Source organism: Curvivirga aplysinae (genome assembly GCF_009711445.1).
Lineage (GTDB): Bacteria > Pseudomonadota > Alphaproteobacteria > UBA8366 > Aestuariispiraceae > Curvivirga > Curvivirga aplysinae.
On record NZ_SMMC01000216.1, the window covers coordinates 40,856 to 60,479 of the forward strand.

Consider the following 19,624-nt stretch of genomic DNA (forward strand, 5'->3'; position numbering starts at 1 on the left):
CGATATATTCACTATTATTTTGATATTTTTATAGTGAATAATTCTGTTATGAATGAAATTGATAAACCATTGGACCAGATTGACCGCAATATCCTGCGTGAATTGCAAAAAAATGGACGAATCTCCAACGTAGACCTTGCCAAGGCAATCAACCTAAGCCCTACCCCTTGCTTGGAGCGTGTCCGCCGTCTGGAACGCCAAGGTTATATCAAAGGGTACCAAGCCATCCTTGATCCCGACAAACTGGATCAATCTTTACTGGTATTTGTAGAAGTCAAATTAGACCACACCACATCTGATGTTTTTGATGAATTAAAAGGCTGGGTAAACCGCACCCCGGAAGTGGTGGAATGCCATATGACCGCGGGCGGCTTTGATTACCTTCTCAAAGTCCGCGTCAAAGATATGAATGCCTACCGCCACCTGCTTGGCGAAGAACTCACCGCACTCCGCGGCGTTACCACCACCTCCACCTTTGTGGTGATGGAAGCGGTCAAGGATGGAAATGAAGTTTGGGTGCCCGCTACTTGATGCTATCAAGCATCTTTTTCAAAACATATGATTTAAAAAAGTAAGACATTCCCGAATGCGCCCCACTTTTACTTTCAATTAAATGGCCTGCATTTATACCGACCAAATACATTTCTCTATATGACGAATCCACAATCCCTTCACCTCGTACACCGCGTTGAATTGCAAAAACAGGACTCCCTGAAGAGCCACTAAAGGAAAAAGCTTCGTATGCCACACAAGTACCATTCACCCCTTTTTCAGGCAATTTATAGTCAAACCTTGGGTCACTAGATATTACTCCTTCTCGCATTAATGGGCGATAATCTTCACCATACCATTCAGGAAAACCAGAAAACACTAATCGGTCAGAACAAATGAATGCACCATCAGAATAAATAGTTTCTGTAGCTATCCAGTCATAAGGAACTATAAAATCTAATTTAATAGGGCCTCCAACATCGCAAGCTAATTGTCCTCCAGTCCTAATAACTGCAACATCTTCATCCTCATTGACATTGTGAAAAACTAAATATTGCGGCATTAACGCGCTAACAAGCTTAACTGGTTTGCCATGTGCGTCATTTTGCCAAAACTTCACCTGAATTCTACCAAGCTCATAACCTTGATGTTTATATTTTGAATGACCGTACTCCAAATCTACAATATGACGATTGGTAATAAAAAAAACTTCATCAGATGAACCATAGACGAAAAACCCTGTTCCCACGCCTGTCTTTGATTGTCCACTCACACCGTTATAAAAGGTTGTTTTAACCCAAACGGCTGTATAATTTAAATTGGGATGAATCATAAGTTTGTCGATATTAAACCGTTGAAGTAATTAATCGTCTCTTTTAAACCATCTTCCAGCGCGACTTTTGGTTCCCAGTTTAGCTCACTCTTCGCCAAAGAGATATCTGGTTGGCGTTGGGTTGGGTCATCTTGTGGTAAGGGCTTATAGATGATTTTGGATGTACTGTTGGGGATCAGTTTCAGGGTGAGTTCGGCTAACTCCCCAATTTCAAATTCCCCCGGGTTCCCCAAATTAACAGGACCAATAAAATCATCACGGCTGTTATTCATCATGGCCTGCATACCGTCTAGCAAGTCATCTACATAACAGAAGGATCGGGTTTGCGTGCCATCGCCATAAATAGTGATGTCTTCGTTATGCAAAGCTTGCCAGATAAAGTTACTGACCACACGACCATCTTGGGGATGCATATTCGGGCCATAAGTATTGAAAATACGGATCACTTTGATATCGGTTTGATATTGGCGGTGATAGTCGAAAAATAATGTTTCTGCACAACGTTTGCCTTCATCATAACAAGACCTTGGGCCAATCGGGTTTACACGTCCCCAATAATCTTCCTTTTGCGGATGGATTTCCGGATCACCATAAACTTCAGACGTTGACGCTTGAAGAATGCGTGCATTGATACGTTTGGCGAGACCCAACATATTGATGGACCCATGCACCGCCGTTTTAACGGTCTGCACCGGATTATATTGATAATGCACAGGGGATGCAGGACATGCCAGATGATAAACCTGATCCACCTCCACATAGAGGGGGAAGGTTACATCATGACGTTGGAATTCAAAATTATGTTCATCCATCAAATGCTGGATATTACGTTTGCGTCCGGTGAAAAGATTATCCGCACAAATCACATCATGCCCTGCCTTTACCAGACGATCACAAAGATGGGAGCCTATAAAACCAGCACCGCCCGTCACAAGAATGCGTTTTTCCAACATAGATCGGCTCCCTACCCCATTGCAATCAAGGTTTAAACAGTTGGGTCATCCCGTGTCTGTACCATCAATTTGCCAAAGTTTTTTGACGTCAGCATATCAATGAATGATTCGGGCATTTTCTCAAAGCCTTGTTTTATATCCTCTTTATGCTGAAGCTTGCCTTCCTTGGCCCAGCTCGCCAATTGTTGACGGGCTTCGATGATATCTTCTTCGCCATAATCGAAAATCAGGAAACCTTGCATTTTAGCACGTGCCACTAGGACCTGACGCATAAAGCGTTGCCCCATATCCGGTTCTTCAAATTTACCTGCTAAGGAAATGGTGCCACAGATAATAATGCGCGAAAATGGTGCAAGATTTTTCATCGCCGCATCATGGATAGGCCCCGCCGTGTTATCAAAGAAAACATCCACACCATCGGGACATGCTTCTTTCATCGCCGCCTCCAGATCATCCACGCCGCGATAATTGATCCCGGCTTCATAACCAAGGCTTGCGCAATAATCCAATTTATCTTGGGATGAAGCCACCGCCACAGGGCGTGCGCCTTTAATCTTGGCAATTTGTCCTGCGATCTGTCCCACCGCCCCGCTTGCCGCAGAAATAACAACGGTATCGCCTGCTTTTGGCTGTCCAATATCACGTAAAGCAAGATAGGCCGTTAAGCCCGGCATACCAAGATAACCGATCGCAGAATGAATAGGACCAAGGGATTGGTCCACTTTATGCAACTTCTTGCCATTGCCTAAATCCACATTCAAAGCCGCATAATCCTGCCAGCCAAAATTGATATTCTCAACAATATCCCCTACCTGATAATCAGGATGGTTTGAGGTTACAATTTCCGCAACGGCCCCGCCATGCATACAATCCCCGATACTAACACCTGCCGCATAATTGGCAGCCGCACTGATCCGTCCGCGCATATAAGGGTCAAGAGAAAGATAGATGGCATGGGCCAACACTTGCCCCTCACCGATGGTTGGTATTTCGCCTTCAACCATTTTAAAATTTTCAACAGATGGCATGCCTGTTGGATGATTTGTCAGAACCCATTGGCGGTTTATTTCAGACATATGATTAACCTTTAGCTTTTGAATAAAGCTTCGGCTGCCCCTTGGGCGCCTTGCTTTTTCAAGATGGCTTCTTCTACACGTTTAATCTCTGCATTTAGGGCATCAATATAGTCACCTAATGCTTCAATCGACATTTCTTCTAAATCAAGTGGTGTCGCTAAATTCGGACGTAGTGGTTCCAGATCATCCGTATCCATTTTCTAAACTCCCTTTGCAGCAAAAAACGCATCGTTTTTATTTTACATTTTTGTCGACTATGCGCAGTATCAAATGATCCGCAAATGGGCGCAAGCAAATAGAATTCACAAGATATCTGAATAGAGGTTATCCATGACAGTTCCATCCATGATGCAAGCCGTAGAAATCAGTGAAGCTGGTGGGCCTGAAGTTTTGAAATCTTGTACGCGCCCTACCCCGGAAATCAAAGCAGGTGAAATCTTGATCAAGGTCGCCGCAGCAGGGGTTAATCGCCCCGATTGTTTACAACGTGCTGGCCTTTACCCTGCACCCAAAGATGCAAGTGACCTGCCGGGCCTAGAAGTCGCAGGTGAAGTGGTTGGCGTTGGTGCAAATGTGCATCAATGGGAAATTGGCGATAAGGTATGTGCCCTTACCCCTGGTGGTGGCTATGCCGAATATTGTATGGCACCTGCCGGACATGCATTGCCTTGGCCCAAAGATTATGACGCCGTAAAAGCCGCGGCCCTCCCAGAAACTTTCTTTACCGTATGGACCAATGTCTTTGATCGTGTTGGATTACAAGCTGGAGAAACATTATTAGTCCATGGCGGTAGTAGCGGTATTGGCACCACAGCTATTCAACTGGCAAAAGCTTTTGGCGCTAAAATCATCATCACAGCAGGTTCAGATAAAAAATGTGACTTTTGCAAAGAACTTGGGGCTGATCTAACCCTCAATTACAAAACCCAAGATTGGGAGGCGGAGGTTCAATCCGCCACGGATGGCAAAGGTGTGAATGTTATTTTTGATATGGTCGGTGCCCCCTATATGCAGAAAAATTTAAACTGCCTTGCCGTAGAAGGACGTTATGCTCTACTCGCTTTCTTAAAAGGTCCTAAAGCGGAACTAAACATGACTCGCGTTTTAACAGACCGCTTAACCATCACAGGGTCAACTCTAAGACCTCAATCTATCGATGCAAAAAATAAAATTGCAAATCGTCTTTATGAGCGAGTTTGGCCTTTGTTGAATAGTGGCAAAGTGAAACCGATCATTCACTCAACCTTTTCTCTTGAAGAGGCAGATAAAGCCCATGCCCTAATGGAAAGCTCAGATCATATGGGGAAAATTATTCTCAAAATTTAGCAATTGAGCATTTTAGTATAAAGGGCGCTTTTTACAGATTGTCATAAATGGTATAAATAAAGAAATCAGCGGGGTGATACTTTAATTTCTTTCAGAATCATCCCATATTTGTGTAAGATGGAAATTATTACGCATTTGAGGAAATTAATGCCTTTGAACGCAGAAGAAAAACATGGTCTGAAAGCTGAACGAGATCAGGCTAAAAATGATGATAAACTTGCTTTAGAGCCACTCAAAATGGCGGGCCCCGATCGCGACAATAATGATGATCGCGATGGCGATACAGGTTTACTTACCAAGACAAAACCAAAAACCAAAAAACCTTCAATGTATAAGGTTTTATTGCTGAATGATGATTATACACCAATGGAATTTGTGGTGCATGTTTTGCAATCTATCTTTAACAAAGGACAAGAAGACGCTGTAACCATCATGTTGCATGTACATCAAAAAGGTGTCGGTGTCTGTGGTGTTTACCCTTATGAAATTGCAGAAACCAAAGTCACACAAGTGATGGATTTAGCCCGAATGGAGCAACATCCGTTGCAATGTACTTTGGAAAAAGACTCCTAAATCATAACTATTAAGATTTGGGATCAAAACTGTCCCTCTTGAAAAGACGTATACAGAAGACAAAGTAAGTAGATAGAAGAAAAATAAAAGAATACGGAAGGAAAAGAATATATGTTGTCGAAAACCTTAGAGGAAACACTCCACCGCGCGCTTGCCTATGCAGCGTCACGTCGTCATGAATATGCAACGCTTGAGCATCTTTTGCTTTCCCTGACGGAAGATCAAGATAGTGTGGCAGTCATGCGGGCATGTGGTGTTGATATTGATCGCCTCCGGAACGACATTATCGATTTCCTGAACAATGACTTAAATGATCTTGTGTCTTTGGCAGATGGCGAACCGTCACCAACAGCGGGCTTCCAGCGTGTATTGCAACGCGCAGCTGTTCATGTGCAATCTTCTGGTCGTGAAGAAGTTACAGGTGCCAATGTATTAGTCGCCATTTTCTCTGAACGGGACAGTCATGCAGTATACTTCCTGCAAACTCAGGATATGAGCCGCTATGACGCGGTGACATATATGAGCCACGGCATTGCTAAATCGGACAGTATGGAAGATGCAGAAGCCATTGGACAAGTTGGTGGCACAGAAGAAGGCATGGATGCAGAAAGCGTTAATGGCAAAGCCAACGAAGCTTTGGAAAACTATTGCGTGAATCTGAATGAAAAAGCGGAAAATGGTAAGATCGACCCGTTGATTGGTCGTTCTGAAGAAGTTGATCGTACAGTTCAAATCCTATGCCGCCGGACCAAAAACAATCCTTTATTGGTTGGTGATCCGGGGGTTGGTAAAACCGCAATTGCCGAAGGTCTGGCAAAGCGTATTGTTGATAAGCAAGTACCCGATGTCTTACAAGAAGATACAATCTTCTCCCTTGATATGGGTGCATTACTTGCAGGGACACGCTATCGCGGTGATTTTGAAGAACGCTTAAAAGCAGTAATGAAAGAGTTAGAAGAATATGAGGGGGGTATCCTCTTCATTGACGAAATTCATACGATCATTGGCGCAGGGGCAACGTCTGGTGGTGCTATGGATGCGTCCAACCTCCTGAAACCAGCATTGGCGAATGGTGGTTTACGTTGCATAGGTTCTACAACCTACAAAGAATATCGTGGACATTTTGAAAAAGACCGTGCCTTAAGCCGTCGTTTCCAAAAGATTGATGTTTATGAACCAAGTGTTGAAGACAGCATCAAAATTTTAACAGGCCTCAAACCTTATTACGAAGAACATCATGGTATTCGCTATACAAATGATGCGATTAAAACTGCTGTTGAACTTTCATCCCGCTATATGACAGATCGAAAATTGCCAGATAAAGCGATTGATGTAATTGACGAAGTGGGGGCCTCTCAAAAACTGGTAGCGCCTTCTAAACGCAAGAAAGTTATTAACACACGTGATGTGGAAGCTGTGATTGCGAAAATTGCACGTATCCCAGCAAAACAAGTGAACCGTGACGACAAGAAAGTTCTGGAATCTCTAGAACGTGATCTTAAGACTATGGTTTACGGCCAAGACAATGCTGTTGAAGCCCTTTCTGCAGCTATTAAAATGGCACGTGCGGGATTGCGTGAGCCAGAAAAGCCAATCGGTAGTTACTTGTTCACTGGCCCGACAGGTGTTGGTAAAACAGAAGTTGCCAAACAGTTGGCGGCAACCCTTGGTGTCGAACTTAAACGTTTTGATATGTCCGAATATATGGAACGTCATACGGTATCTCGTTTGATTGGTGCACCTCCTGGTTATGTCGGATATGATCAAGGCGGCCTATTAACAGATGCCGTCGATCAAAACCCACATTGTATCGTATTACTGGATGAGATTGAAAAAGCGCATCCTGATCTATTTAACATCCTGTTGCAGGTGATGGATTATGGTAAGCTTACTGATAATAACGGTAAAACCATTGATTTCCGTAATGTCATCCTGATCATGACATCTAATGCAGGTGCATCGGATATGGCAAAAGCTGCTATCGGATTTGGTCGTGAAACACGTGAAGGTGAAGATGAAGAAGCAGTAAACCGCCTCTTCACACCTGAATTCCGTAATCGCCTTGATGCGATTATTCCATTCTCTCATCTTGATCAAACTGTTATCCATAAAGTTGTTGATAAATTTATCTTCCAATTGGAAACACAGTTAGCAGATCGTTCTGTAACATTTGAACTAACCGATGAAGCACGCGATTGGTTGGGTAAGAAAGGGTATGACAAGCTTTATGGTGCTCGCCCACTTTCCCGTATCATTCAGGAACATATCAAAAAGCCGCTTTCTGAAGAACTTCTCTTTGGGCATTTACAAAATGGTGGCATTGTTCGTATTGAAACAAAAAAGAATGATGAAACTGGCAAGAACGAATTGCATTTCACTTACCCTGATACAAGGTTACCTGCAAAACGCAAGAAACCTAAAGTTCCGGCTGTGGTAGAAAGATAATATTCAACTTTATTTAAGTATGTATGGCGGCGATTCCCAAAAAATCGTCGCCATTTTCATTTTGCAATTGATAAATTCGAGATTATAAGCCTTATTAAGATACATTAACTTTTTATTTATTACGTTTTTATCACTTGCAACCTTAACACTGACAGTCTGAACCTTTTGCCTTATGACGATTTATAAACGCATAAACATTTTGAATGCGCTTACGGCATCACTTGCAGCCGTGCTCATGATGATTGCGTTAATTTGGTTATATAGCACCGCCTATGAAGAGAAACTTCACGACCTTTCTCAAATGGCAAAAAACCAAGCTCGCCTGATCAATGCTGTTGCACGTTTTGATAAAAGATATAGCCAACACGATCATGTTGGCGGACCAATAGAAGCCACGATCTCCCAGGTAATTGATGCGAATATGACGAGTATTCGTCAAGATGGGACATTAGATGTCCTGATTGCAAAAATTGAAGGAGATAAAATCCAGTTCCTAATGAGATTAGCAGGACCATTACCGACTCCCAAACCATTAGCTGACCATCTGAATGGTCCAATTAGCAAAGCTATTAAAGGTATGTCTGGTGCTGAATCGACACATGACTTCAAGGGCACTGCAATACTCGCAGCTTACGAGCCTATAGATGAACTGAATTTGGGGATTGTGACTAAAATTGACTTATCAGAAGTACAAGCCCCATTTCTTAAGGCCGCAGCAGGTATTTCCGTCATCGCGATTTTCCTTGTCATACTTGCAAGTTTAAGCAACAGGAAAATTTTTCGTCCTGTCATTGACCAACTTATCGATGCAAAGAATGAAGCTGAAAAAGCAGATCGTGCAAAATCCGACTTTCTTGCGAATATGAGTCATGAATTACGCACACCACTCAACGCAATTATCGGCTTTGCAGAAGTAATAAAATCTAATCCTGCTCCATCATCAGAAGAAAAGCAGAAGCATAATGAATATGCTCATGATATTCACACCGCTGGACATCATTTGTTACAAGTCATTAATGATATTCTGGATATGGCCAAAATCGAAGCAGACAGCCTTCAAATTCATGAAGAACTGGTTGATTTGGAATATCTAATCAGAGATTGTCGAACAATGCTTTCTTTAGCGGCAGAAAATCAAAATATAAGCATTACAACTAATCCAACAAACTTATCTTCTATTCCAAATGTTTATGGCGACCCAACCCGACTAAAACAAATCATTACGAATTTGCTATCTAACGCGATTAAATTCTCTAATGAAAATGGTCAGGTGATTATTCATGTTACTGTACAACATAGTGGTAGCCTAGATATCTCCATCGAAGATCATGGCATTGGCATGGCAGAACATGAAATTCCTATCGCTCTCTCAAAATTTGGTCAGGTGCAATCCAGTTACGCTCGTGATCATGAAGGGACTGGCTTAGGATTGCCTCTTGTTCAAATGTTAACCCACATTCATGAAGGTGAATTTAAAGTAGAGAGCTGGATAAACAATGGTACAAAAGCTACGGTCACATTACCAGCTTCACGTGTTAAACAAAAAAATAAGCTCTAAAAAATAGAGCTTAAGTTATTAGAGAAAGAAATTTTACTTTTTCAATTGTTTAATTTCACGTATTTATGGCAAGAATTAGCATAAGTCCTAACAATGAAACTGAAATGCTAAGCCCTATGAGAGATGCAACTTTGCTTCGCCGTTGATAGCGACGCACCTCTGGATGGATATACGTTAAACTATCTATTGCCATACTAAGCCTCCTGAATCATGAGTTATACTATATTTTCTAAGCTATGAGATCGACTTGGTTTCCCGGTTTATTATTCGCTAAAGAGATCACTGTTATTGCGTTATCCCGATAAGCTGCCTGGCTATAAATTTCAGCCAGCTCCTCGGCAGTACTATTTTCGTCTTCTTTGGTATAATCTGACGTATCCGACAAATGTGAAACAGCTGTATATGCGTTATAAGAAAGATGTTTTTCTTTCTTTTCATGTTCAGACATATGAGAACTAAAACCAGTATCAACTAAAATATTTTCTGCAGATACCAAAGGTGATCTCAAGGCTTTATAATTGCTAACCTTCGAATAAATTTCAAATCCGCTAATTGGTGGCATGTCTTTAATCCTTATCCAGAAGACACCTGAAGCTGAGACTGAGGGATGGAGGAAATGTAGAATTACATTCACTTTTCAGCTTCAGGCGTCTTATCTTCTCTTTCGATAAGACATATCTAGTTCCCAATCGCTTTGGTGACGATGAAAGTTACTCCAATTGGACAGAGTATTTCTTGATGGTGACTTCATATAAAAACGTTCCATCCATTATATATACTTTTCAAATACTTACCCATTCGTGCTGCATGAGATGACATCTTGATTTTACGGATATACCTTCCTAAATGAACACGAGAAAAACTTGCAGTATCAAAAATGTAACTGTTAAACTTCACCTGCCATTCAGATTGATCATATGGAATACCTTCTGTGCAAAAAGCTTTACACCATCATTTATTCAGTGCTCTTGGAATTGGTCTCATCTTTTCTGTTACAGAGTTCATTCAACCCAGTAACGGAACATCAGCAGAATTCAGAGACTTACTCCGTCCTTTTGTCTTTGCGATCATCATCTGGACATTTACTCTACCAGTGACCGTAATCATTCTGGATGCTCATGAAAAATATTGTCTCCAGTATTTCAAATTACCCTTAAGTATATTGCTCGCACTTTCTGCTTTCATTGCGAGTTTTCCACTCTCTTTTTTAATCCCATGGCTGATAGCCACATTGGAATTAGGCGGCCTTGAACGTAATTTATCTGTGATGAATATTGATCTATATGAACAATTCATCTTTACGAGATACTTAAAAGTCACCGCAATTGTGACCGTTATCTGGGTACTTGCAAATTATCACTGGTATAAAACACGTCAGGAAAGAAAAGATACTTCGCGATCCCCTAAGGATCATGTAAATGAGGCAAATCAAACAGAGACGAACGATCCCGGAATAAAAACACAATTTGAAAATACAACAAAGAAGCCGACTTTTCTGAGCTTAAGTAAGAAAACACTTGGATCTGACATTTATCTCATCGCAGCAGAGCAGCATTATATTCGTGTCGTTACAAAACTTGGTGAAGATATGATTTTGTATCGCTTTAGTGATGCTGTGCGTGAGATGGAGCAACTTAACTCAGCAGGAAAACAAATTCACAGATCCTTCTGGGTTCATCCTAATGGTATTGTAAAAATAGAACCTCAAAACCGATCCTATCAAATTAGATTAACAAATGATGATGTGATACCCGTTTCACGATCCAGCAAAGCATTGGTAGATCAATCTGGATGGATAAAAACTGATTAATTGATTCGCAAATATTTTTGCCTTATCAATATTACAAAGAGACGAAAAACAATATTTCATTATATTTTCTATCAATTTCACATTTAATTTTCATCTTTACGCTAAGAAACCTTGGCAACAGAGATGATTTTTTATAACGTATAGATGGGTTTATGCTCTATTTGCAAAGAATCATTCAGTTGCATTTTAGGGCGTTTTGATACAAATAGGATGTCCTTTAACGAATAAGGGCCAAAATTTTTGAGTGTTCATGGGGCAAAGACTTTATTGAGAAAGAGCAATGGCGAATTCTGAAGAAGTAGATGAAAAGCCGAAAATTCCTTTCCGCACGCGTTTTCACGCGTGGTGGATTGGCGTGGACCCGGAAGATCTTATCGAAGACAACGATGATGACGTTGTCATCGAAGAGAAACCGGAAGCAATTCATATTGACCCCGAACCAGAAGAGCCTAAAGAATATTGGAATCCTGATCGTATTGATTTTCTAACACGATTATGGGGTGGAGAAGATCAAGATGAGATCATTACACCCGGTGGTTTAGATTATACCTTAATGCTTGCCAAGCCAATGGCATTGGATTCCACAAAAACAGTTTTAGATTTGGCAGCTAGTCTCGGTGGTGGCACACGCGCCCTTGCCAAAGAATTTGGTGTTTGGATCGAAGGTCTGGAATATGATGCCGATCTTGCAGAAAAAGCTAATGAGCTTTCTGTAAAATATGGCATGGACCGACGTGCACCTATCAGCAGCTTTAATCCAGAAAAAATGGGGCTAAAAGACGCTCGTTATGATGCTATTATCATGCGGGAATCCAATTATCTTTATAAACGTAAAGACTTGGTCTTAAAGCAAATTTATGACGCATTAAAACCAAGCGGACATTTCATGATGACAGATTTTGCATTAAAATCGCAGTCGTCACCGGATAATCCTGATGTTGCCAAATGGTTAGATGGTTTTAAAGAAAAACCAATGCTTTGGAGCATGGATGAATACAAACGAAATGTCGTAAAGTTGCGTATGAATCTTCACGTTCACGAAGATCGTACAGATGAATATCGTATTCAAGCCTTAACAGCATGGGCTGACTATGTCGGCACATTAACAAAAGAAGACCTAACGCGAGACATTGTGAATCAGTTAATGGAAGAAGCACAATCTTGGCTCCGGTTGATCCGTGCAATGGAAAGTGGCGAAGTCCGATTCTTACGTGTTCATGCGACAAAAGGTGGCGAAAGTATTCTTTAAATTCCATATTTTGGATTTAAAACTACCCAGATCAAATATCTTTCTGTTTATATTCGGTTTTAACTCAGTTAGCCCTTGCAATCACGGTCCATATCCTATACCTAACGCGCAGTTTTGAATTTTATCGTCAAATTTGCTGACAAAGATTGGGAAGACAGTTGACAAACTGATCTCATCTCCCTATTTTCCGCCAGCAATTTTAGTAGAACCCGCGCGGCCGCTTGAAAATGGCCGGCTGCATGCAGGAGAAAAGCAATGAAAGTAGCAAGCTCTCTTAAAACGCTTAAAAAGCGTGACAAGAACTGCCGCGTAATCCGCCGCAAAGGTCGTGTTTACGTGATCAACAAAACAAACCCACGTTTTAAAGCTCGTCAAGGTTAATTGATACTTTAATCTGTGTGGTCAGTTTTGATTGCAAGTTTTTAAAAACCGCGCTCTGGCATTTGTCACAGCGCGGTTTTTATTTGCTTATAATTCATATATTCTATTTCAAAATATTTTAAGTCTATTGATCTAGATTATTTTAAATATTTTTAAACAGTCTTTTTACCAATCTGATAATTGACCTTCTCTGCTGCATTCGCCATAACAAAAGTAATGAATTAAATTGTTACGGGAAGGCAGATCGCATGAAAATGCCAGAACCCGAAATCGGGATCATAAATCGAAGACAAGAAATTGCTGATGCATTGCGTGCAATCGTACCAGGCGAAGGCGTTATTGTGGATGAAGCAGAACTTCGTCCATATGAATCAGATGGCCTAACAGCCTATCAAACATTACCTTTAATCGTTGTTTTACCAGAAACAGTGGAACAAGTTGCTGCGGTCATGCAATATTGCGGCAAAGAAGGTATCAAAGTTGTACCACGTGGCGCAGGGACCTCATTATCAGGCGGTGCATTGCCCTTAGCTGATGGCATCATATTGGGGTTAGGTAAATTCAAGAAAATCTTGGAAATAGATTATGATAATCGCTGCGCCCGTGTACAGCCAGGGGTCACCAATCTGGGAATCACGCATGCCGTAATGGCCGATGGATTTTATTATGCCCCTGACCCATCTAGTCAGATCGCATGCACGATCGGTGGGAATGTAGCTGAAAATTCCGGTGGTGTGCACAGTTTGAAATACGGCCTAACAACAAACAATCTTCTAGGCATTGAATTTGTCACGATCGAAGGTGAGATCATTCGCGTTGGCGGTAAACATCTTGAATCTGAAGGATATGATCTTCTTGGTCTTATGACAGGCTCAGAAGGCTTGTTAGGCGTTGTGACAGAAGTAACAGTGCGCCTCCTTAAAGCACCCGATACGGCCCGTGCATTATTATTAGGCTTTGAGACACCAGAAGCCGCAGGGGAATGTGTTGCAGCCATTATTGGTGCAGGTATCATCCCCGGCGGCATGGAGATGATGGATAGCCCTGCCATCAACGCGGCTGAGGATTTTGTAAATGCGGGGTATCCGCGCGATGCAGGCGCCTTACTGATTGTCGAACTGGATGGGCCAGAAGTTGAAGTCGACCACCTTATAGAAAAGGTAAACGAGATTGCACAGGCAAACGGATCGACTTATCTGCGAATTTCACAAAATGAAGAAGAACGTATGAACTTCTGGGCAGGGCGCAAGGCCGCCTTCCCTGCTGTCGGGCGGATTTCACCTGATTACTATTGTATGGATGGCACAATCCCACGCAGCCAGATTTCAACCGTCTTGAGTGGTATGCGTGAATTATCTGAACAGTATGGTCTTGGTGTCGCCAATGTTTTCCATGCAGGTGATGGAAACCTTCATCCCTTGATCATGTATGATGCAAATAAACCCGGTGAATTGGAAAAAGCCGAAGATTTTGGAGCTGATATTTTGAAGCTTTGCGTCAAAGTTGGCGGAGTATTAACAGGTGAACATGGTGTTGGTGTTGAGAAACGTGATCTGATGGGTGAAATGTTTACTGAAGATGACCTGAAACAGCAGCAACGCGTTAAATGCGCATTCGATCCAGATCATCTACTGAATCCCGGTAAGGTATTCCCGACATTGCATCGTTGTGCGGAAATGGGACGAATGCATATTCATAAAGGGAAAATCCCTTTCCCGGATATTCCACGTTTCTGATCTTTAACTGATAATCTTAATGAAGATAAGGTAATTTCCGTGTCTCAAAATGAAATCACAACCTTTCAACCTTCCGATGAAGCTCAGTTAAAAGAAGCAATAACTTGGGCAATTTCCGAACGGAAATCGCTTTACCTTCAAGGTGGGAATAGTAAAGCAAATCTTGGTCGCCCGACGGAAGGTATATGTGAAGCAAAACTTTCCATGACCTCTTTTGCTGGTATTCGTGAATATGAATCTGCCGAACTCATCATGCGTACCGGCGCTGCAACAACTATAAAAGAAGTTCAAGCTGCCCTCTCAAAAACAAATCAGATGCTCGCTTTTGAACCGATGGATTATTCTGCTTTGCTTGGATTATCTCCTGACGACGCGATGAAATCGACGATCGGTGGTATCTTTGCCTGTAATCTGGCAGGTCCACGTCGCATTTCTGCCGGATCGGCACGGGACCATTTGCTGGGTTTCCAAGCAATTTCTGGTCGTGGGGAGGCTTATAAATCCGGTGGGCAAGTCATGAAGAATGTAACGGGATATGACCTCAGCAAGCTAATGGCCGGGTCATGGGGAACGCTTGGTGCAATGCATGAAACCACATTTAAGGTACTCCCAAAACCCGAAACCAGTCGTACAATTTTGATTACAGATGTAGACCATCATCTTGCCAGTCAAATCATGTCTCAGGCCATGCAGACATCCTATGATGTTTCTGGTGCGGCATGGTTACCTGATAATCTTGCAAAACATTCTACTATAGACGTTTTGCGTTTGGCGGACAAAAACATTGCAGCCTGCCGACTGGAAGGGCCTGAACCATCAGTTAAAACACGTTTAAAATCTTTACGCGATATGTTCGCCGAACATGGCAAAATAGAAGAACTTCACGAGGAAAATAGTGAAGTTTTCTGGCGAGAAATTCGGGATGTTATTCCTTTTGCCAAGTCTATTGATGAACGGGTCATCTGGAAAGCTTCAGTTGCGCCGACAGATGGTGCTAAGTTGATTGATGCTTTATCCGGTTTAAATAATCCCGATTTCTTTATGGATTGGGCTGGCGGTTTGGTCTGGATTGCTGTAGATGCACCTAAAATCGGAAGTGCCGATATTATCCGTAATGAAGTTAATAAATTGGGAGGTCATGCAACACTTATCCGTGGCTCACATGAACTTCGTATAGAACATGAAGTATTTCATCCTCAAGCAGCATCTCTAGCTGCATTGTCCAAACGTATCAAAGATCAGTTTGATCCACTCGGCATATTAAATACTGCTCGAATGTATTCTACCCATCAAAAGCGGGAGGGATAAGACATGCAAACAAATTTCTCTATCCAGCAGCTCGCAAATCCTGGAATCAAAGAAGCGGAAAGCATCCTGCGCAAATGTGTTCATTGTGGTTTTTGCACCGCAACCTGTCCAACTTATACCCTGTTAGGGGATGAACTAGATTCACCGCGCGGTCGTATCTATCAAATCAAGGATATGTTGGAAAATGAACGTCCGGCATCCCCGCAAGTTACAAAACATATTGATCGCTGTTTATCCTGTTTGTCATGTATGACGACCTGCCCATCTGGTGTTCATTACATGCATTTGGTGGATCATGCACGTGCCTATATTGAGCAAACCCATACGCGCCCTTTACCTGAACGTATGTTGCGTCAGATATTAAAAATCGTTTTGCCAAATCCCGGCTTATTTCGCATCGCATTGGTGGGGGCTTTCTTCGCTAAACCTTTTGCCGGCTTTATGCCGGGGCGCTTAAAGGGTTTGGTAAAAATGGCCCCAAGTCGTATTTTGCCACCGTCGCAATATGACAAACCGCAAAGTTTTAAGGCTGAGAAAAAGAAACGTGGCCGTGTTGTTTTGATGAATGGCTGCGCGCAAAAAGTCCTCAATACAGATATCAATGAAGCGACCATTCGTCTTCTAACCCGTTTAGGTGTGGAAGTCGTGGTTGCTAAAGGAGCCGGATGCTGCGGAGCCTTAGTACATCATATGGGCGATGAAGATAAATCGCATCACCAAGCAGCAGCAAATATTAACGCTTGGATGAATGAGGTTGATGGTGAAGGCTTAGATGCAATCGTTATTAACGCATCAGGTTGTGGCACAACTGTTAAAGATTACGGCTTCATGTTCCGAAATGACGAGAAATATGCTGAAAAGGCAACTAAAGTTTCTGAACTCGCGAAAGATATAACCGAATATCTGGCTGAACTTGATATAGCAGATGACGTAAAGGCACCCGAAGAATTACGGGTAACTTATCATTCTGCTTGTTCCCTTCAACATGGGCAAAAGATCACATCCACACCAAAGGTTTTACTTGAACAAGCTGGTTTTAAAGTGACAACACCAAACGAGTCACATCTATGCTGTGGGTCCGCAGGTACTTATAATCTAATGCAGCCGGAAATTGCGAATCAGTTAAAAGATCGAAAGCTTAAAAATATTCAAGCGACGGAACCTGAAGTGATCGCCGCTGGTAATATCGGTTGTATGACGCAAATCGGGTCTGCTGCCAATGTCCCCGTCGTTCACACGGTTGAATTACTAGATTGGGCAAATGGCGGTCCCAAACCGTCGGCTTTATCTCAACAATAAGAGAAGACAGTTTTTTAAATAAAAAGCCTGAAAGAATCTCACTTTCAGGCCTTTTCGTTATCTTTATTTAGTAAGCTCTATTCACTAGGCGTCGCAACAACTTTATCTTGTTGTTCTGCGAATTGCTTATCATAAGCTTCTTTTTGACGACGAAGCGCTGCCATCGTGTTGCGCATCAGAATAGAGACAGTCACAGGACCGACACCACCTGGCACAGGTGTAATCCAACCTGCCACTTCACTTGCAGTTTCATAGTCAACATCACCAACGAGTTTCTCGACACCATCTTCTTCAATAGCGTTGATACCAATATCAATAACCGCTGCACCCGGTTTGATCATATCCCCTGTAATTAAACGCGGCTTACCAACTGCAACCAAGATCGCATCTGCACGTCGCGAATGAATTTGGACAGACCTCGTCATATGATGACATACTGTTACAGTTGCCCCTTCCGCCATCAACAAGAAGGCAATCGGTTTACCAACAATTTCAGAATGTCCAATAACAACAACTTCCATGCCTTCCAAAGACATTCCTGTGGCTTTTAACATCTCAACCGATGCGGCCGCCGTACAAGGGGCAATCTCAGTATCACTATAAACGATGTTACCAATCGACGTTGGATGCATTCCCTCCACGTCTTTAAATGGATGGATAGCTGTTTGTAATGCTTTTACGGAAATTTGTTCCGGCACCGGACGCTGAATGATAATCCCCGTGATACGTGGATCCACATTCATCGCAGAAATCGCTGTACGAAGCTCATCTTGTGTCACATCACCCGGGAAATGACGCTCCTGAAATTCGATACCAGCACGTTCTGCTGTACGGCGTTGGTTACGCACATATACGTCCACGGCTTCCACGTCACCCACCGTGATAGAAACAAGTTTAGGGGACCAGCCCTGCTCACTCATTTCTTCTGCTTCTTTGCGGACTTGTTCCAAGATACCGTCTGCAATCGGCTTTCCGCGAAGATCTCTTTCACCCATGTCTTTTGACCCCTTAATTGAGTTACTTTGGATTTACTTTTATATTTTCCCGAGCCGAAGAAGAGCATAATTCCCCCCCTCGTCCAATCCTATTTGCGACGTCTCATAAATTAACTTTGCCGTTAACAGAAAATTGCTTACAAGCTTGTCTCATGTAATTGATTTTTTGGTTGAATACGTGCAATCCGCAAGATGTTGGTTTTACCCGGCGTACCGAATGGAAGGCCTGCAGTAATCACAATACGATCATTCGTTTCGACAAAACCGTCGATACGTGCCTGATGTACGGCTGTTTCGATCATATCTTCCATGCTACGTGCGTCCGGTGCACGGGTAGAATGCACGCCCCAGACAAGCGCCATTCGACGCGCTGTATCATCACGTGGTGTGAGACAGATAATTGGTGCCTTTGGCCGCTGACGAGACACCCGTAGGGTCGTTGACCCGGAATTAGTATATGTTGCAATTGCTTTTGCACCGATTGTTCCAGCGACTTGATAAACAGCCGCAGAAATCGCATCCGGTGTTGTTGATTCAAGTTCTGGCTGATCTTCAGAAAGAAAGCGCCAATAACTATCTTCTTGCTGGCAACGTAAGATAATGCGATTCATCATTTTAACAGCTTCTACAGGATAAGCACCTGCAGCGGTTTCAGCTGATAACATTACAGCATCCGCCCCTTCTTTTACCGCATTCGCCACATCTGTTGCTTCTGCACGGGTTGGGACCGGACGCTCCACCATAGAATCCAACATCTGTGTTGCTACGATTACGGGCTTGCCCGCTTTTCGACAAGATTTCACAATACGTGTTTGCAAAATCGGAACGTCTTCCGGCGGCATTTCTACACCTAAATCACCACGAGCAACCATAACGCCGTCTGTTGCTTCGACGATTTCTTCCAGATAATCAATAGCAGATGGTTTTTCCAATTTAGCCACAACGGTTGCACGATCCTGAATCAGTTTTTTGGCCTCAATAATATCTTCTGGGCGCTGTACAAAACTTAACGCAACCCAATCAACGCCCATTTCCAAACCAAATTCTAAATCTTTGCGATCTTTCTCTGTCAGGGGAGAAAGTGGTAGGATAACTCCTGGTACATTTACCCCCTTGCGATTGGAAAGCGGACCACCGACAGCCACGATGGTTTCAGCGTAATCTTCGCCACATTCCTGAACACGTAAACGTAAACGTCCATCATCCAATAATAGATCTGTATCTGGCTTCAAGGCTGCAAAAATTTCAGGATGCGGAAGGCATACACGTTTCTGGTCCCCCGGCGTTTTATCCAGATCAAGCCGGAAGGCATCTCCCATTTCCAATTGGATACTATCATCTGCAAAAGTCCCAACACGTAGTTTTGGCCCCTGTAAATCCATCATAATCGCAATTGGGCGTGCCGTTTTATTTTCAACAGCACGGATCGCATCATAACGTGCTTGATGCTCTTCATACTCGCCATGACTGAAATTCAGGCGAAACACATCAACGCCATTCATGAAGAGTTCTTCTATTTGTGCTTCTGTTGAACTGGAGGGGCCTAATGTGGCAACAATTTTCGTGCGATGTTCGCGGGTAACAGACATAT

General features: G+C 42.7%; 18 protein-coding genes. 11 read left to right on the forward strand and 7 right to left on the reverse strand.

The genetic code is table 11. From position 1 onward, the window contains the following. Positions 1 to 48: 48 nt before the first annotated feature. Positions 49 to 531 carry an Lrp/AsnC ligand binding domain-containing protein gene (locus E1160_RS16870; protein WP_155157375.1) on the forward strand — a complete coding sequence of 161 codons (483 nt, stop codon included), beginning with the start codon at positions 49 to 51 and terminating at the stop codon, positions 529 to 531. Here the strand turns inward: E1160_RS16870 and E1160_RS16875 are convergent. From E1160_RS16875 to E1160_RS16890, 4 genes are read right to left on the reverse strand one after another with little or no spacing between them, the layout of a single operon-like run. Beyond that, a complete protein-coding gene (locus E1160_RS16875; protein ID WP_155157377.1) occupies positions 524 to 1,324 on the reverse strand; it encodes a trypsin-like peptidase domain-containing protein in 801 nt (266 codons plus the stop codon). The genes E1160_RS16870 and E1160_RS16875 overlap by 8 nt on opposite strands. Further along, a complete protein-coding gene (locus tag E1160_RS16880; RefSeq protein ID WP_155157379.1) occupies positions 1,321 to 2,277 on the reverse strand; it encodes a UDP-glucuronic acid decarboxylase family protein in 957 nt (318 codons plus the stop codon). Before E1160_RS16880 ends, E1160_RS16875 begins: the two co-directional genes overlap by 4 nt. A 32-nt stretch (positions 2,278 to 2,309) precedes the next feature. Next, the gene (locus tag E1160_RS16885; RefSeq protein ID WP_155157381.1) at positions 2,310 to 3,353 is read right to left on the reverse strand and encodes an NADP-dependent oxidoreductase; all 1,044 of its coding nucleotides are present in this window, start codon (positions 3,351 to 3,353) and stop codon (positions 2,310 to 2,312) included. Positions 3,354 to 3,364: 11 nt separating this feature from the next. Next, entirely contained in the window at positions 3,365 to 3,550 is a 186-nt protein-coding gene (locus E1160_RS16890; protein WP_155157383.1) for a DUF1192 domain-containing protein, read from the reverse strand. A gap of 133 nt (positions 3,551 to 3,683) precedes the next feature. On the opposite strand from E1160_RS16890, the gene E1160_RS16895 reads away from it, so the two are divergent. From E1160_RS16895 to E1160_RS16910, 4 genes are all read left to right on the forward strand, one after another. Continuing rightward, complete coding sequence (locus E1160_RS16895; protein ID WP_218048980.1) at positions 3,684 to 4,679, forward strand: NAD(P)H-quinone oxidoreductase; 996 nt, start codon at positions 3,684 to 3,686, stop codon at positions 4,677 to 4,679. Between the two features lie 237 nt (positions 4,680 to 4,916). Further along, on the forward strand, positions 4,917 to 5,252 hold the full coding sequence (gene clpS / locus E1160_RS16900; protein WP_155157438.1) for an ATP-dependent Clp protease adapter ClpS: 336 nt from the start codon (positions 4,917 to 4,919) through the stop codon (positions 5,250 to 5,252). Between the two features lie 111 nt (positions 5,253 to 5,363). Next, complete coding sequence (gene clpA, locus E1160_RS16905; protein WP_155157385.1) at positions 5,364 to 7,697, forward strand: ATP-dependent Clp protease ATP-binding subunit ClpA; 2,334 nt, start codon at positions 5,364 to 5,366, stop codon at positions 7,695 to 7,697. Positions 7,698 to 7,932: 235 nt separating this feature from the next. Continuing rightward, on the forward strand, positions 7,933 to 9,255 hold the full coding sequence (locus E1160_RS16910) for a sensor histidine kinase (protein ID WP_218048981.1): 1,323 nt from the start codon (positions 7,933 to 7,935) through the stop codon (positions 9,253 to 9,255). Between the two features lie 229 nt (positions 9,256 to 9,484). Here the strand turns inward: E1160_RS16910 and E1160_RS16915 are convergent, their stop codons facing one another. After that, entirely contained in the window at positions 9,485 to 9,817 is a 333-nt protein-coding gene (locus E1160_RS16915; RefSeq protein ID WP_155157389.1) for a hypothetical protein, read from the reverse strand. Positions 9,818 to 10,186: 369 nt separating this feature from the next. Between E1160_RS16915 and E1160_RS17480 the strand changes: the two genes are divergently transcribed. The 6 genes from E1160_RS17480 to glcF all read left to right on the forward strand — a co-directional run bounded on the left by E1160_RS17480 (position 10,187) and on the right by glcF (position 17,038). Beyond that, on the forward strand, positions 10,187 to 11,065 hold the full coding sequence (locus E1160_RS17480; protein WP_155157391.1) for a LytTR family DNA-binding domain-containing protein: 879 nt from the start codon (positions 10,187 to 10,189) through the stop codon (positions 11,063 to 11,065). 280 nt (positions 11,066 to 11,345) lie between these two features. Beyond that, on the forward strand, positions 11,346 to 12,314 hold the full coding sequence (locus E1160_RS16925; RefSeq protein ID WP_155157392.1) for a class I SAM-dependent methyltransferase: 969 nt from the start codon (positions 11,346 to 11,348) through the stop codon (positions 12,312 to 12,314). Positions 12,315 to 12,569: 255 nt separating this feature from the next. Beyond that, positions 12,570 to 12,695, forward strand: coding sequence for a type B 50S ribosomal protein L36 (gene ykgO, locus E1160_RS16930; protein WP_115936980.1), 126 nt, complete (start codon positions 12,570 to 12,572; stop codon positions 12,693 to 12,695). Between the two features lie 248 nt (positions 12,696 to 12,943). Then, entirely contained in the window at positions 12,944 to 14,431 is a 1,488-nt protein-coding gene (locus E1160_RS16935; protein ID WP_155157394.1) for an FAD-linked oxidase C-terminal domain-containing protein, read from the forward strand. Between the two features lie 39 nt (positions 14,432 to 14,470). Further along, the gene (gene glcE / locus E1160_RS16940) at positions 14,471 to 15,739 is read left to right on the forward strand and encodes a glycolate oxidase subunit GlcE (protein WP_155157396.1); all 1,269 of its coding nucleotides are present in this window, start codon (positions 14,471 to 14,473) and stop codon (positions 15,737 to 15,739) included. 3 nt (positions 15,740 to 15,742) lie between these two features. After that, positions 15,743 to 17,038 (forward strand): glycolate oxidase subunit GlcF, encoded by a 1,296-nt coding sequence (gene glcF / locus E1160_RS16945; RefSeq protein ID WP_155157398.1) that lies wholly within the window; start codon positions 15,743 to 15,745, stop codon positions 17,036 to 17,038. A gap of 77 nt (positions 17,039 to 17,115) precedes the next feature. On the opposite strand, the gene E1160_RS16950 is transcribed toward glcF, so the two are convergent. Both E1160_RS16950 and pyk read right to left on the reverse strand, forming a co-directional pair. Next, positions 17,116 to 18,033, reverse strand: coding sequence for a bifunctional 5,10-methylenetetrahydrofolate dehydrogenase/5,10-methenyltetrahydrofolate cyclohydrolase (locus E1160_RS16950; RefSeq protein WP_155157400.1), 918 nt, complete (start codon positions 18,031 to 18,033; stop codon positions 17,116 to 17,118). Between the two features lie 137 nt (positions 18,034 to 18,170). After that, positions 18,171 to 19,622, reverse strand: coding sequence for a pyruvate kinase (gene pyk / locus E1160_RS16955; RefSeq protein ID WP_155157402.1), 1,452 nt, complete (start codon positions 19,620 to 19,622; stop codon positions 18,171 to 18,173). Between the last annotated feature and the right edge of the window lie 2 nt (positions 19,623 to 19,624).